10 protein-coding genes are annotated in these 14,379 nt (G+C 63.0%); 1 reads left to right on the top strand and 9 read right to left on the bottom strand.

Annotated features, from left to right (window positions below; all coding sequences use genetic code 11):
- Positions 1-87 precede the first annotated feature (87 nt).
- Complete coding sequence (locus QQ658_RS02100; RefSeq protein ID WP_286026032.1) at positions 88-567, top strand: CBS domain-containing protein; 480 nt, start codon at positions 88-90, stop codon at positions 565-567.
- Positions 568-696: 129 nt separating this feature from the next.
- On the opposite strand, the gene QQ658_RS02095 is transcribed toward QQ658_RS02100, so the two are convergent.
- From QQ658_RS02095 to QQ658_RS02055, 9 genes are all read right to left on the bottom strand, one after another.
- Positions 697-1,227, bottom strand: a complete 531-nt coding sequence (locus QQ658_RS02095) for a DUF4112 domain-containing protein (RefSeq protein WP_286026031.1) — start codon at positions 1,225-1,227, stop codon at positions 697-699.
- A gap of 125 nt (positions 1,228-1,352) precedes the next feature.
- Complete coding sequence (locus tag QQ658_RS02090; protein WP_286026030.1) at positions 1,353-2,714, bottom strand: coiled-coil domain-containing protein; 1,362 nt, start codon at positions 2,712-2,714, stop codon at positions 1,353-1,355.
- Positions 2,715-2,967: 253 nt separating this feature from the next.
- On the bottom strand, positions 2,968-4,158 hold the full coding sequence (tuf, locus tag QQ658_RS02085; protein ID WP_286026029.1) for an elongation factor Tu: 1,191 nt from the start codon (positions 4,156-4,158) through the stop codon (positions 2,968-2,970).
- Between the two features lie 278 nt (positions 4,159-4,436).
- Positions 4,437-6,485, bottom strand: a complete 2,049-nt coding sequence (fusA, locus tag QQ658_RS02080) for an elongation factor G (RefSeq protein WP_502928975.1) — start codon at positions 6,483-6,485, stop codon at positions 4,437-4,439.
- Between the two features lie 184 nt (positions 6,486-6,669).
- On the bottom strand, positions 6,670-7,140 hold the full coding sequence (gene rpsG / locus QQ658_RS02075; RefSeq protein WP_286026027.1) for a 30S ribosomal protein S7: 471 nt from the start codon (positions 7,138-7,140) through the stop codon (positions 6,670-6,672).
- Entirely contained in the window at positions 7,140-7,511 is a 372-nt protein-coding gene (gene rpsL / locus QQ658_RS02070; RefSeq protein WP_286026026.1) for a 30S ribosomal protein S12, read from the bottom strand. Before rpsL ends, rpsG begins: the two co-directional genes overlap by 1 nt.
- 439 nt (positions 7,512-7,950) lie before the next feature.
- Positions 7,951-8,964, bottom strand: coding sequence for a hypothetical protein (locus QQ658_RS02065; protein ID WP_286026025.1), 1,014 nt, complete (start codon positions 8,962-8,964; stop codon positions 7,951-7,953).
- A gap of 199 nt (positions 8,965-9,163) precedes the next feature.
- Positions 9,164-10,123 carry an LPXTG cell wall anchor domain-containing protein gene (locus QQ658_RS02060; RefSeq protein ID WP_286026024.1) on the bottom strand — a complete coding sequence of 320 codons (960 nt, stop codon included), beginning with the start codon at positions 10,121-10,123 and terminating at the stop codon, positions 9,164-9,166.
- 352 nt (positions 10,124-10,475) lie between these two features.
- Complete coding sequence (locus QQ658_RS02055; RefSeq protein ID WP_286026023.1) at positions 10,476-14,366, bottom strand: DNA-directed RNA polymerase subunit beta'; 3,891 nt, start codon at positions 14,364-14,366, stop codon at positions 10,476-10,478.
- Positions 14,367-14,379 lie beyond the last annotated feature (13 nt).

The following is a 14,379-nucleotide window of genomic DNA, read 5'->3' as shown; positions in this document are numbered from 1 at the left end:
GTGGTCACAATCCCTCAGCCTACCGTTTCGTCGCCGGGTGCCGAACTCAGCAGGCGGCCATCGCCGAACGCTGCAAGAAGAAATCAGATGACTTCGAAAGTCTTCCCGCGATGCCCCGCACACGGCTACTGTGTGGGCATGCGAGTCCATGACGTACTGAAGAGAAAGGGCCACGACGTGGTCGTGGTCTCCCCGGACGCCACTGTGGCCGATCTGCTGCAGTTGCTCGTCACCAACCGCATCGGGTCAGTAGTGGTTGTTGACAATGGACGGCCCATCGGGCTCGTCGCCGAACGCAACATCATCAGTGCCTTGGCCCAGGCCGACGATGATGTGCGTCAACACCCGGTCAGCGAGGTGATGGACACCGACCTGCACGTCGCCGGCCTGGACGACGACACCGCCGACCTCGCGGCGGTCATGACGGAGTTCCGTATTCGCCACCTGCCCGTCGTCTCAGACGACGGCTCGCTGCTTGCGATCGTCAGCATCGGTGACGTGGTCAAGGCTCGCCTCGACTCTCTCACCGACGAGCGAGATCATCTGATCAACTACGTACAGCAATAGCGAGTGTGCCGTCTGCGGGTACAGGTGGCGTGCCGCCGACGAGATAGCTGACATGGCGTAGAAAACTATTGAGGGCGTCCGGGAGACCGGGCGCCCTCACTGTTTGTCCGATTATCTGATGTATGGCGATCAGCCCGTGATCAGCCGCCACAGCAGCCATATCCCCCAGATCAGGGCCGCGAGCAGAACAATCAGCGTGCTCGCGACCAGCCCGATCGCGCATATCAGGTAGACCGTGGAACGCTGCTTGGTGCGCTGCCGATCGTTCACGGCGGCCTCCAGCAGGCGGAGGTTCTTCCGGTTCGCGCGGTGCGCGATGTCGAGCAGATCACCCACTCCGGGCACCAGGCCCAGCAGCGCGTCCACCCCCAGATTGAATCCCATCCGGGCAAGCACCGGTATCGGCACCCTGTTGCGCACGGCGTCAGCCAGGATCGCGGTGGCAACCACCGTCGTGCTGGCGTCCCCGATGCCGGGGATGAGCCCCACCAAACCGTCCAGGCCGATGCCGATCTCGGTGCCGGGCACCCGGAGCAGATCGTCGAGGATGAGAGTCAGCGTCCTGCTGGTCTGCGAGACGCCGGGTACCGGGTCCAGAACTGCGTCCGGTTCGAGCGTCGGCCCATCCGGGTCATTCCATGGTTCATCACGCTCGGACATACCGCAAGTCTACGGATGCCCGCGACGTAGAGATCGCTCGAACAGAGCACGCGATACTCCGCCTCGAGCTGGCGGCTGCACTCCAATGAAGACTCGACCGTGCAAGCATCCGTTGGCAAGCGGAATCACGCCGTCGCGTAGGGCAACCAGACGCTCGACCAGCCGATCAGCGGCTCTCCCCAGCCGGACGACGGGGTGTCGAGCGAGATCATTCCGACCCCGCCGTTGGCGGCGCCATTGGAGTAGATCATCCCGTTGCCGGCATACATCGCGATATGGCCGAACGGGTTTCCGGCCGGAGTTCCGTCGTAGAACACCAGCGCCCCCACCGGGATGGCCGATGTGTCGTACTGCATTTGGCCCGCGTTGGCCACGATGTTGGCGGCATCGGTGGCGCTGTTGACGCCCGAACTCGAATAGCCGTAGAAGGCCGCCACCAGCGCCAGGCACATGTCCCCGTAATTCATGTTGCCGTTCATGGCCTCGGCCTGCGCCACCGCCTGCTCGACACTAAAGGGCTGGATCTGGCCGGGCGCGATGTTCGCCGTTACCCAAGACGACTGGGCGGCCACCCAACCCGCCGCCGACGCTCCTGCCGCCGCCGCAGCAGCTGCTGCCGCCGCGTCGTCCCTGGCCTGAATCTGCCCGGCCAGGTCGGAGGCCCGCTGGCGAAGCTCGGAGTCCTGGGCCAGCGCCTGGTCCAAGATCTGCTGCACCGCATCCAATGCGGACTGGCTGGCGGCCACCTTCTCCGCGACCTGATTTGCCGCGTCCAAGGCCGTCAGCGACGTCTGCTGGGCCTCCTCGAATTGGGCCACCGCGGTGTCCCTGGCCAGCTGCGCGTCCTGCTGGGCTGAGGCCATCGCATCGCGCTTGACCTCCAGATCATCCAACGCTGCGTTGAGCACGTCCAGTTCGTTCTGGATCGAGTTCATCGCGTTGTTCGTCCACTGCAGCTGATTGTTCAGATCGCTGGTGCTCATATTGCTGAACAGCAGCCCAACCGCCGTCAGCGACTTATTCTGCTGGGTTTCCTGTTGGACAGCGAGTCCGACCTTCTTCTGCTGCTCGTCGACCGCCACCTGAGCATCATCCACATCGGACTGCGCCGCCGTGAGATTCTCGGTCGCGGTCTGCAGCGCCTGTGCCGCTTCCGTCGACTTCTGCTGGGCGGACGCCTCCGCGGACTGCGCGCTCGCCAACACCGCCTGGGCATCGGCCAGCTCTGACTGCGACTGTTGCAGCACGCCATTTGCTGCGTCCCACTCGCTTTGATGCCCGCCAACTTCGGCCGCCTGGGCATCGACCTGCGCTTGCACCTGCTCGTACTGGTCGTCCAGCTCATCGGCATGAACGTTCGCCGTCGCCGGTCCGATCGACAGCGCCACAGCGACGCCGGCGCCAACAATTGCCTGGACGATGCATCGCCAGGTGCGCCGAGTGGATCGGACAGCCGAATTCGAGTAACGGGGAAGATCCCGAATCACGTTGTCCTGCTTTCTGTTGTATACACGGGTCGCAATCAGACACCGCTCAACAGAACGTAAAGCAGTTGCTACCAAAAGGTCCAGAACCTCACCCGCGCGTCGCGCAAACAGTCGGCTATGAATCTGAAAAACAGCTGAGCGAACCGGCAGGTTTCTGGCTCAACCCGACTCCTCCTAAACACAATTGTGGCCCGCTCCCTTTCGGGAACGGACCACAACCAGTTGGCAGCTATGCGCCAATGCCTACTTCAGATCACTTAACGATGTTGGTCACGCGACCGGCGCCCACAGTGTGACCACCCTCGCGGATGGCGAACTTGAGGCCCTGCTCCATGGCGATCGGCTTCTGCAGCACGACGTTCATGTCAGTGTTGTCGCCGGGCATCACCATCTCGGTGCCCTCCGGCAGCGAAACGGTGCCGGTGACATCGGTGGTGCGGAAGTAGAACTGCGGGCTGTAGTTCGAGAAGAACGGCTTGTGACGGCCACCCTCCTCCTTGGTCAGCACGTAGACGTTGCCCTGGAACTCGGTGTGCGGAGTGGTCGAACCCGGCTCCACGACGACCATGCCGCGCTCCACGTCTTCCTTCTTGGTGCCGCGGAGCAGCAGACCGACGTTGTCGCCCGCCTCGCCCTCGTCCAAGATCTTGCGGAACATCTCGACACCGGTGACGGTGGTGGTCTGGGTCGGGGCCAAGCCGACGAGCTCGACGGTCGAGCCGGTCTTGATGTGACCGCGCTCGATACGGCCGGTCACCACGGTGCCGCGGCCGGTGATGGTGAAGACATCCTCGACGGGCATCAGGAAGGGCTTGTCCAGCTCACGGGCCGGCTGCGGGATGTACTCATCCACGGCGTCCATGAGCTCGAGGATCGACGGGGTCCACTTCGGGTCGCCGTTCATGGCCGGGAACGCGGCCACCCGGACGACCGGGCAGTTGTCGCCATCGAAGTCCTGCTCGGACAGCGCCTCGCGGACCTCCATCTCGACGAGCTCGATGAGCTCCTCGTCGTCCACCATGTCGCACTTGTTCAGGGCAACGACGATGGCGGGCACGCCGACCTGGCGGGCCAGCAGGATGTGCTCACGGGTCTGAGCCATCGGGCCATCAGTCGCGGCGACAACCAGGATTGCGCCGTCCATCTGGGCAGCACCGGTGATCATGTTCTTGACGTAGTCAGCGTGACCGGGGCAGTCAACGTGCGCGTAGTGACGCTTCTCCGTCTGGTACTCGACGTGCGCGATGGAGATGGTGATACCGCGCTGGCGCTCTTCCGGCGCCTTGTCGATCTGGTCGAAAGCGGACTCCGCATTCAACTCGGGGTACTTCTCGTGCAGCACCTTGGTGATCGCCGCCGTCAGCGTGGTCTTGCCGTGGTCGACGTGGCCGATGGTGCCGATGTTACAGTGCGGCTTGGTCCGCTCGAACTTGGCCTTTGCCACTTGGGCTCCTTCTGGTTAGTCGCCACGCTGGTTGCGTGGCACACCTGTTTCGTGGCTGTGGGAGGACCCCGCAGCTCCATTGTCCTGATTTGCTTTAGCTTCAGGGCCGCGGGCGTTCACCCACGAACCTTAGTAATTCTCGTCGCCCGCGGTCCAAGAGTCAAACCGGTTGGGCAGCGCTGAAAGCGAACTGACCGCGAGCCAGTTTGGATACCCGGGCGACCTGCTGCTAGCAGACATCTTAATATGCCCGCTAGCAGTGGTTCTATCTGGGACGATCAGATCTCGCCGCGTGCCTTGGCGACGATCTCGTCGGAAAGGCTCTTGGGCACCTCACCGTAGGAGTGGAACTCCATGGTGTAGGTCGCCTGGCCCGAGGTCTTCGAACGCAGGTCACCGACGTAACCGAACATCTCCGACAGCGGCACCAGAGCCTTCACGACCTGGTTGCCGTGTTCCTCGTTCATCGACTGCACTTGGCCACGGCGTCCGTTCAGGTCGCCGATGACGGTGCCGAGGTAGTTGTCCGGAGTGGTCACCTCGACGGCCATCAGCGGCTCCAGCAGGGCGGGGCTCGCCTTGCGGGCGGCCTCCTTGAAGACCATCGCGCCGGCGATCTTGAACGCCAGTTCGGAGGAGTCGACGTCGTGGTAGGCGCCATCGGTCAAGGTCACCTTGATGTCCTCGACCGGGTAGCCGGCCAGCACACCGAACTGCATGGCTTCCTTGACGCCTGCGTCCACGGCGGGGATGTATTCCTTGGGGATACGTCCACCGGTGACGGCGTTGACGAACTCGTAGCCCGAGCCCGCTTCGGTCGGCTCCAGGTCGATGATGACCTTTGCGTATTGGCCCGAACCACCCGACTGCTTCTTGTGCGTGTATTCGACGTGCTGCACCGGGCGGCGCAAGGTCTCGCGGTAGGCGACCTGCGGCCGACCGATATTCGCCTCGACGTGGAACTCGCGCTTCATGCGGTCGATGAAGACTTCAAGGTGCAACTCGCCCATGCCTGCGATGATGGTCTGGCCGGTGTCCTCGTCGGTATGCACCTGGAAGGTGGGGTCCTCTTCCACCAGGCGCTGAATGGCGATCGACAGCTTCTCCTGGTCGGCCTTCGACTTCGGCTCGATGGCCTGTTCGATGACCGGGTTCGGAAAGTCCATCGACTCCAGCATGACCGGGTTCGACGGATCGCACAGGGTGTCACCGGTGCCGGTGTTCTTCAGCCCCATGACCGCGCAGATATTGCCGGCGGGCATGAAGTCGACCTCCTGGCGCTTGTTGGCGTGCATCTGGTAGATCTTGCCGATGCGCTCCTTCTTGCCGGTTTCCGCGTTCAGCACCTGGCTGCCTGACTGCAGGACGCCGGAGTAGACGCGCACGAAGGTCAGCCTGCCCAGGTGCGGGTCGGCGGCGATCTTGAAGGCCAGTGCCGCGAGCGGCTCGGTCTTGTCGGCATGCCTCTCGATCACCACAGACTCATCACCGGGCTTGAAGCCCTGGATGGCCGGGACGTCAACCGGAGCCGGCAGGTAGTCGATGACCGCGTCCAACAGCGGCTGCACACCCTTGTTCTTGAACGAGGTGCCGCAGACCACCGCGGTGAAGGCATTGTTCAGCACACCGGTGCGGACGGCGCGCTTGATCTGCTCCACGGTGGGCTCTTCGCCCTCCAGGTAGGTCTCCATCAGCTCATCGTCGTGTTCGGCGATGGCCTCGATCATCTCGGCCCGCGCCGCATCAGCGGCGTCCTTGAGTTCGGCCGGGATCTCCTCGACGACGTAGTCCTCGCCCATCTGGGTCTCGCCACGCCAGGTCTTGGCATTCATCTCGACCAGGTCGATGACACCGAGGAAATCGTGCTCGGCACCGATCGGCAACTGCAGGCGAACCGGATCGACATGCAGCCGATCCTTGATGGTTTGCACACAGTAGTCGAAGGAGGCACCGGTACGGTCCAGCTTGTTGATGTAGCAGATGCGCGGGACGCCATACTTGGACGCCTGGCGCCACACGGTCATGGACTGCGGTTCGACACCGGCGACGCCGTCGAAGACGGCGACCGCACCGTCCAGGACGCGCAGCGAGCGCTCCACCTCGACGGTGAAGTCGACGTGGCCTGGGGTGTCGATGATGTTGATCTGGTAGCCCTTCCAGAAGCAGGTAGTGGCTGCCGAAGTGATGGTGATGCCGCGTTCCTGTTCCTGCTCCATCCAGTCCATGGTGGCAGCGCCGTCGTGCACCTCACCGATCTTGTGGGTGATGCCGGTGTAGAACAGGATCCGCTCAGTAGTGGTCGTCTTGCCGGCATCGATGTGAGCCATGATGCCGATATTGCGTACCTTGTGTAGGTCGGTTTGCAGGTCGAGGGCCACGAAATCCCCTATTTCTTGTCGTTTTTGTGGCTATAAGTGTGATGGTTGTCGTTCGACATCGTCGGTTGGCCCAAGCGAACCCGGACCGGACATGCGAAAGGTCGCCCCCTACCAGAGGGCGACCCTCAGCAGATCACCAACGGTAGTGAGCGAAGGCGCGATTGGCCTCTGCCATCTTGTGAGTATCTTCACGCTTCTTGACCGTGGCACCCAGACCATTCGACGCGTCCAGGATCTCGTTCATCAGCCGCTCGGACATGCTCTTCTCGCGACGATCGCGGGCATAGCCGACCAGCCAGCGCATGGCCAGCGTGTTGGAGCGAGCAGGCTTGACCTCGACCGGCACCTGGTAGGTGGCGCCACCGACACGGCGGCTGCGCACCTCAACGGCAGGGCGCACGTTGTCGAGTGCCTTCTTGAGCGTCTGCACGGGATCGACACCGGTCTTCTCACGAGTTCCCTCGAGAGCGGTGTAGACGATGCTTTGTGCAACGGTCTTCTTGCCATCGAGCAGGATCTTGCTGACCAGCTGGGAAACCAGCGGAGAGCCGTAGACCGGGTCGATGATCACGGGGCGCTTGGGCGCCGGACCCTTACGAGGCATTACTTCTCCTTCTTCGCGCCGTAGCGGCTGCGGGCCTGCTTGCGGTTCTTGACACCCTGGGTGTCAAGAGCACCGCGGACGACCTTGTAGCGCACACCCGGCAAATCCTTCACACGACCACCACGCACGAGCACCATCGAGTGCTCCTGCAGGTTATGGCCGACACCCGGGATGTAGGCGGTAACCTCGATGCCCGAGCTGAGACGGACACGAGCGACCTTGCGCAGCGCGGAGTTCGGCTTCTTGGGGGTAGTGGTGTAAACACGCGTGCACACGCCGCGGCGCTGGGGCGAACCCTTGAGCGCGGGCGTCTTGTTCTTGCTGACCTTGTCAGTGCGGCCCTTGCGGACCAGCTGCTGGATGGTGGGCACCTGCTGGTATCTCTTTCCGTCATGTGGCGCGCGCCTTGGTTGAGGCGGCGCACACCGCTCGTTGTCTACTTCCCTGGCTGCGGCACGTCACTACGCACAAGAAACCACCGATATTCCTTGGACGCGTGGGAGCCGCCGTGCGAACTCCGCACTTGTCCTAGGCTCCTCGCAACGTTTAGGTGCCCAGCTCAACCGCCAGGGTACGCACATGGTGCCGGACAGACCGGACACAACTGTGCAGTCTACTAGGCGGTCAAGGACCGGTCAAAATCTTGCTTGCCTTCTAGGCAACACCATGGCTTCGTGAGCTATTCCCGCTTCGATTCATCGGCCGCTCGCTGCTGTCCAGATCCGCGTTAGCCCTGACACAAAGCGGTCGTCCGTTCATCTTGAATGGACGAACGGACGACCGCTTGAATTCAGTCAGTTACCCGACTGGTCAGTGCTTACGCGAACGCAAAGCTGCAGCACCGGCAGCCGCGGCCACCCCGACCAGCAAAGCGATCGGAGCAGGATCGACACCCTCGCCGCCGGTCTTCGGCAACTCAGCAGGCTTCTCGGGTGCCGGGTCGCTGGGCGCAGGCTCGCTCGGCTCAGGAGCCGGCTCCTCCGGCACAACCTGGGTGTAGGTGTTGAACAGCACCACGGGCTGGCCCTCACGAGCGCCGGTAGCGGTGATCTCGTAGGTGCCGTCAACGGTAAAGGGCAAGAAGGCCAGCAGGCTCAGATCGCCATTTTCGTCGGCAACATAAGGTGCATGCTCGTTGAACTCGGCCACATCATAAGAGTTACCGGCGGGATCGGTAACCGTGATGGTCACAGTGCTGCTCGGGTCGAAGGCATGCGCGAAGGCAGTCGGCTCTTCGGTCTCGACGGCGACGCTGTTAATAGTCGTAGGATCGCCGACCTGCCAGGTGCCATCTGCTTGATCGCCTGTCAGATTCAGCAGCGCACGCTGCACCTGGAAGGGCTCATCCATCAGGATCTTGTCATCGTCATCGGACGAGGCATCATCGGGCCCGAAACAATAGGCATCCAGGTAGTAATTGTTAGGCAACGGGGCAACGACCGAGATGGCGATATCGCCGCTGGCCGGAGCGTCGTAGATCTCACCACCGAATTCCATGCCAAGGTCGTTGTCGTACAGAACCGCTTCGATGGTGCTGACCTCATCTTCGACCGAGCAGCCGGACAAGGTTGCCGTCACAACGGGCCCACTGCCATCGGTCAGCACGACGACGGCGTCGGGAGCAGCCTGGGTGTCCCCCTCCGACTCGTCGGCCTGGGGTTCAACGCCACGTGGCGCCGGAGTTCCCTGCGACGAAGCGTTGTAATCCGCGCTGCCCTCAGCACCTGCCTCTTCGGCAAACGCGATTGAAGTCGCCGACAAGCTGAGGCCGCCGGCCAGCGCGACCGCGCCGAGAGCGGCGATCGCTTTTCTCGAGAAAGTCATGGGGTTTCTCCCTGTAATCATCTGATTGGTCGGGGTCAGATGGTCACGAGCACCCAAAGTTCCGGCGACCACCGTTCCTAGGCGCATTACAACACATTCACAGGTTATTCTCATAATTCATCCCGAAATGCAGATGCCAATGTCGACTGCCTTCGTCGATTCACCTGTGACTAGCGAAACTTCCCCGAGTGCGCACCGGTCAGTCGTGCTTGCGAGATTTCAGCACGACCGCTACCGCGCCCATCGCGATGCTGATCACCGCTGCGGCCGAGGTCATTCCGAGTTCCTCGCTGCCCGTCTTCGGCAGTTCGGTCGGACGCTCAGGATTTGTCGGAGTTTCAGGATCGGACGGTTCGGCCGGAGTCTCGGGATCACTCGGCTCTGCTGGTTCCTCGGAAGCGACCTGCTGATACTGATTGAGCAGCACGATGTCCGACGTTTGATCATCGGAAACCCTGGTCCCGGTGGCGGTAACGGTGTAGATGCCTTCCACTGTGTAGGGAAGTACCGAGCTTTCCGAAAGATCACCGTTCTCGTCCGCAGTGAAAGTGCCGATCTCGGTCACGGTGCCATCGGGATCGCTCACGCTTACGACGACCTCGCTACCAGGAGTGAAAGCGTGCTCCTCCTCCGGGAAGTACGCACCGCTGTCCGGGAAGGCCCGGCTGGAGATTGCGACCTCGTCGTCGGTCGCCCACGAGCCGCCGGCCTCCGGTCCCGTCAGATCAAGGTATCCCGTGCCGGACCTGAACAGGGCCGAGTCCGGGTGGCCGTCAGCGGGATCATCATCTGCCGCCTCCATACAGGAGATATCAAAGTCATAGAAGATGCCCGGTAGCGGGGTCACCGACTGAATCTGCAAATCTCCACTTTCCGGCGCATCATAGGTGTCCTCCCAGACGACATGGCCATCAAGATCGCTGGAGCTTAGCTGTGCATAGATGCTCACTACCCCATCTGCTTCGGAGCAGCCGGAAACCGTCGCATCGATCCAGGGGGCATCGGTCAGAACAGGAACGTCATCCTCGTCAACTTCAACAGACGCGATCGTGAGCATCGGCTCGATTGCGGCACGGGCGAAACTCACTGTCCCGAAGCTCAACGATCCGGCCAATGCGAGGGCACCGAGTCCTGCGGCTACCTTCTGTGATGTTCTCATCGGACCTCTTTCACATCGACACAAATCAACTCAACCAGGGCATACGGCCATCGTCGGCCAGAGCGTCCGGGTGCACCCGTGAAGTACACCACGGGTGCTGCTAGCACGGCAACCCGGTTGCCGGGAACTGCCGGATACTCCCTGGGCACTACGTCGGACGCCCGCAACTACGCCTGACGGCGGGCCTGGCGTCGGAGGCGAACCGCAGGTGGATCGCTGCCACGCCATCGCGCGGACCGGCCACCAAACACGCGAACACGGGTAAGGGGCGCCCGAGGTTTGCCCTCGAACGCCCCTTCCACGTTTCAACCGATCAGTGCCTCAATCGGACACTCAAGCCGGCTTCAAGAAATCACCGCAGATCGCGGTAATCCATGTCGTCCAGCGGCACCGCAGCTCCGGTGCCCGACCCGAAGTCGTAGTCGAAGGCGTCGTAGCTGAGCGTGTACGCGTTCGCCCTGGCATCCGCGGTCGGCTCGACCCGGATGTTGCGGTAACGCTCCAGACCGGTGCCGGCCGGGATCAGCTTGCCGAGGATGACGTTCTCCTTCAGACCGATCAGGTGATCGGACTTGCCGTTGATCGCAGCATCGGTGAGCACCTTGGTGGTCTCCTGGAAGGACGCCGCCGACAGCCACGAATCGGTTGCCAGCGAGGCCTTGGTGATGCCCATCAACACCGGACGCCCCTCGGCCGGGCGTCCACCCTCGGTGAGCGCCTTGCGGTTGGCCTGCTCGTAGGTCTGACGGTCGAACAGGTCGCCGGGCATCATGTCGGTGTCGCCCGAGTCGATGACCGTCACCCGGCGCAGCATCTGGCGGATGATGATCTCGATGTGCTTGTCGTGGATCGGGGCACCCTGAGTCGCATAGACCTTCTGCACCTCGGCCACTAGGTGCTCCTGCACCTTGCGCACGCCCTGGACGCGCAGCACGTCTTGCGGATCGATCGTGCCGGCAGTCAGCTGATCGCCGATGTTGACATGGTCTCCGTCGGAAACCACCTTGTGCACACCGTTATGGTCGTCGAACTCCAACCGGGCACGACGCGGCACCACGTACTCGACATCGGCCTGGCCGTCGTCGCGGACGATGACCAGCTTGCGGCCACGGTCCCCGTCCTCGATCTTGACGCGGCCATCGGCCTCGGCGATCGGCGCCTTGCCCTTCGGGGTACGAGCCTCGAAAAGCTCGACCACGCGGGGCAGACCCAACGTGATGTCGTCGCCCGCCACACCACCGGTGTGGAAGGTACGCATCGTCAGCTGGGTGCCGGGCTCACCGATCGACTGCGCGGCCTGAATACCGACCGCCTCGCCGACATCGACCAGCTTGCCGCCGGCCAGCGAGCGTCCGTAGCACATCGCGCAGGTGCCGGAAGCAGCATCACAGGTGAGCACCGAACGCACCTTGCAGGTGTCGATACCGGCGGCGATCATCGCGGAGATCTCGACCTCGCCGAGGTCGGTACCCGCAGGCACCACGACCTCACCGGATTCGCTGACGGCGTCCACCGCGAGGCTACGTCCGTAGACGCTGGTGTCGAGCGCCTTGACCGGACGCAGCGCGCCGGCCTCGTCCGCGGTCGCGATGGTCTTGGTCAGGCCACGCTCGGTACCGCAATCCTCCTCGCGGATGATGACGTCCTGTGAGACGTCGACCAACCGGCGGGTCAGGTAACCGGAGTCTGCGGTACGCAGTGCGGTGTCGGCCTGTCCCTTACGGCCACCGTGAGTGGAGATGAAGTACTCCAACACGGTCAGGCCCTCGCGGAAGTTCGACTTAATCGGACGCGCGATGATCTCGCCCTTCGGGTTGGCCACCAGGCCACGCATTGCTGCGATCTGACGCATCTGCGTCATATTGCCTCGTGCCCCCGAGTTCACCATCATGTAGATCGGGTTGGTCTGCGTAAAGTTGGCCTCCATCGCATTGGTCAACTCGGCGGTCGCATCGGTCCAAATGCGGATGAGCTCCTCACGGCGCTCCTCCTCGGTGACCGCACCACGCTCGTAGAGCTTGTCGATCTTCGCGGCCTTGGCGTCGTATCCGGCCATGATCTCCGGCTTGTTCGGCGGCGTCTGCACATCGCCGATCGACACCGTGACACCCGAGCGGGTGCCCCACTTGAAGCCCATGTCCTTCAGGTTGTCGAGCACCTCGGTGACCACGGTCTTCGGGTAATGCTCGGCCAGGTCGTTGACGATCGCACCCAGCTGCTTCTTACCGACGTGGGACTCAACGAACGGGTAGCTGTCGGGCATCGTCTGGTTGAAGATGATCTTGCCCAAGGTGGTGTCCATCAGCAGCGAGCCGTCGGCGTGCACCTGGTCGGCCAGCCTGGCGGGCGGGGTGATGTCGTGGACGCGCACCTTGATCTTCGACCGAATGTCGATCTCGTGCAGGTCGTAGGCCATCACGGCCTCGTCGATCGAGCTGAAGACCCGTCCCTCACCCGGCAGACCGTCGAGGTTCTGGGTCAGGTAGTACATGCCGATGATCATCTCGTGGCTGGGCAGCGCGACGGGCTTGCCGTCTGCCGGCTTCAAGATGTTGTTGCTCGACAGCATCAGGATGCGGGCCTCGGCCTGAGCCTCGGTGGAAAGCGGCAGATGGACGGCCATCTGGTCGCCGTCGAAGTCGGCGTTGAATGCTGCACAAACCAGCGGGTGCAGCTGAATGGCCTTGCCCTCGATGAGCTGCGGCTCGAACGCCTGGATGCCCAACCGGTGCAGAGTTGGTGCACGGTTCAGCAGCACCGGGTGCTCGGCGATGACCTCTTCGAGAACGTCCCACACCTGCGGGCGCTGACGGTCGACCATCCGCTTGGCGCTCTTGATGTTCTGGGCGTAGTTCTGCTCGGCGAGCCGCTTCATCACGAACGGCTTGAACAGTTCGAGGGCCATGTTCTTCGGCAGGCCGCACTGATGGATCTTCAGCTGCGGGCCGACCACGATGACCGAACGGCCGGAGTAGTCGACGCGCTTGCCCAGCAGGTTCTGGCGGAACCGGCCCTGCTTGCCCTTCAGCATGTCACTGATCGACTTCAGCGGACGGTTGCCCGGCCCGGTGACCGGACGCCCGCGGCGTCCGTTGTCGAACAGCGAGTCAACGGCCTCCTGCAGCATCCGCTTCTCGTTGTTCACGATGATCTCGGGCGCGCCGAGATCCAAGAGGCGCTTCAGACGGTTGTTGCGGTTGATCACGCGGCGGTACAGGTCATTCAGGTCGCTGGTCGCGAACCGGCCGCCGTCCAGCTGCACCATCGGGCGCAGGTCGGGCGGGATCACCGGGACGGCGTTCAGCACCATGCCGAGCGGCGAATTGCCGGTGTCGAGGAAGGCGCGGACGACCTTGAGGCGCTTGAGCGCGCGGGTCTTGCGCTGCCCCTTGCCGGTCTTGATGACGTCGCGCAGCGACTCTGCCTCGGCGGCCAGGTCGAAGCTCTCCAGACGCTTCTGGATCGCCTCGGCTCCCATGTAGCCCTCGAAGTAACGGCCGAAGCGGTTCTTCATCTCACGGTAGAGCACCTCGTCGCCCTCGAGGTCTTGCACCTTGAGCGACTTGAAGCGCGTCCAGACGGCATCGAGACGATCGAGCTCGCGCTGCGCACGGTCACGCAGATGCTTCATCTCTTTCTCGGCGGCGTCGCGCACCTTCTTGCGGGTGTCCTTCTCGGCACCTTCGGATTCGAGCGCGGCGAGGTCTTCTTCCAGCTTCATCGAGCGGGCCTCGATGTCGGAATCGCGGCGCTTCTCGATCTGGGTGTGCTCCACCCCGACCTTGGCCTCCAGGCTCGGCAGGTCGCGGTGCCGGGCGTCTTCGTCCACCCGGGTGATCATGTACGCGGCGAAGTAGATGACCTTCTCGAGGTCCTTCGGCGCAATGTCCAGCAGGTAGCCGAGCCGGCTCGGCACACCCTTGAAATACCAGATATGGGTGACCGGGGCGGCCAGTTCGATGTGCCCCATGCGCTCACGGCGCACGTTCGAGCGGGTCACCTCGACGCCGCAGCGCTCACACACGATGCCCTTGAAACGGACACGCTTGTACTTGCCGCAGTAGCATTCCCAGTCGCGGGTCGGCCCGAAGATCTTCTCGCAGAACAGTCCGTCGCGCTCAGGCTTCAGCGTCCGGTAGTTGATGGTCTCCGGCTTCTTGACCTCGCCGTAGCTCCACTCGCGGATCTCGTCCGCAGTCGCCAGCCCGATGCGCAGCTGGTCATAGGTATTGGCATCCAGCACTTGTTTGTCTCCC

The sequence above is a fragment of the Propionimicrobium sp. PCR01-08-3 genome, from assembly GCF_030286045.1.
Classification (GTDB): Bacteria; Actinomycetota; Actinomycetes; order Propionibacteriales; family Propionibacteriaceae; genus Brooklawnia.
This window is presented reverse-complemented; position numbering and strand designations above follow the sequence as displayed.

Coding starts and splice junctions, on each gene's coding strand:
- QQ658_RS02095 (WP_286026031.1), bottom strand. CDS start 1,227: ATGTCCGAGCGTGATGAACCATGGAATGACCCGGATGGGCCGACGCTC.
- QQ658_RS02060 (WP_286026024.1), bottom strand. CDS start 10,123: ATGAGAACATCACAGAAGGTAGCCGCAGGACTCGGTGCCCTCGCATTG.
- QQ658_RS02100 (WP_286026032.1), top strand. CDS start 88: ATGACTTCGAAAGTCTTCCCGCGATGCCCCGCACACGGCTACTGTGTG.
- rpsG (WP_286026027.1), bottom strand. CDS start 7,140: ATGCCTCGTAAGGGTCCGGCGCCCAAGCGCCCCGTGATCATCGACCCG.
- fusA (WP_502928975.1), bottom strand. CDS start 6,485: ATGGCTCACATCGATGCCGGCAAGACGACCACTACTGAGCGGATCCTG.
- QQ658_RS02065 (WP_286026025.1), bottom strand. CDS start 8,964: ATGACTTTCTCGAGAAAAGCGATCGCCGCTCTCGGCGCGGTCGCGCTG.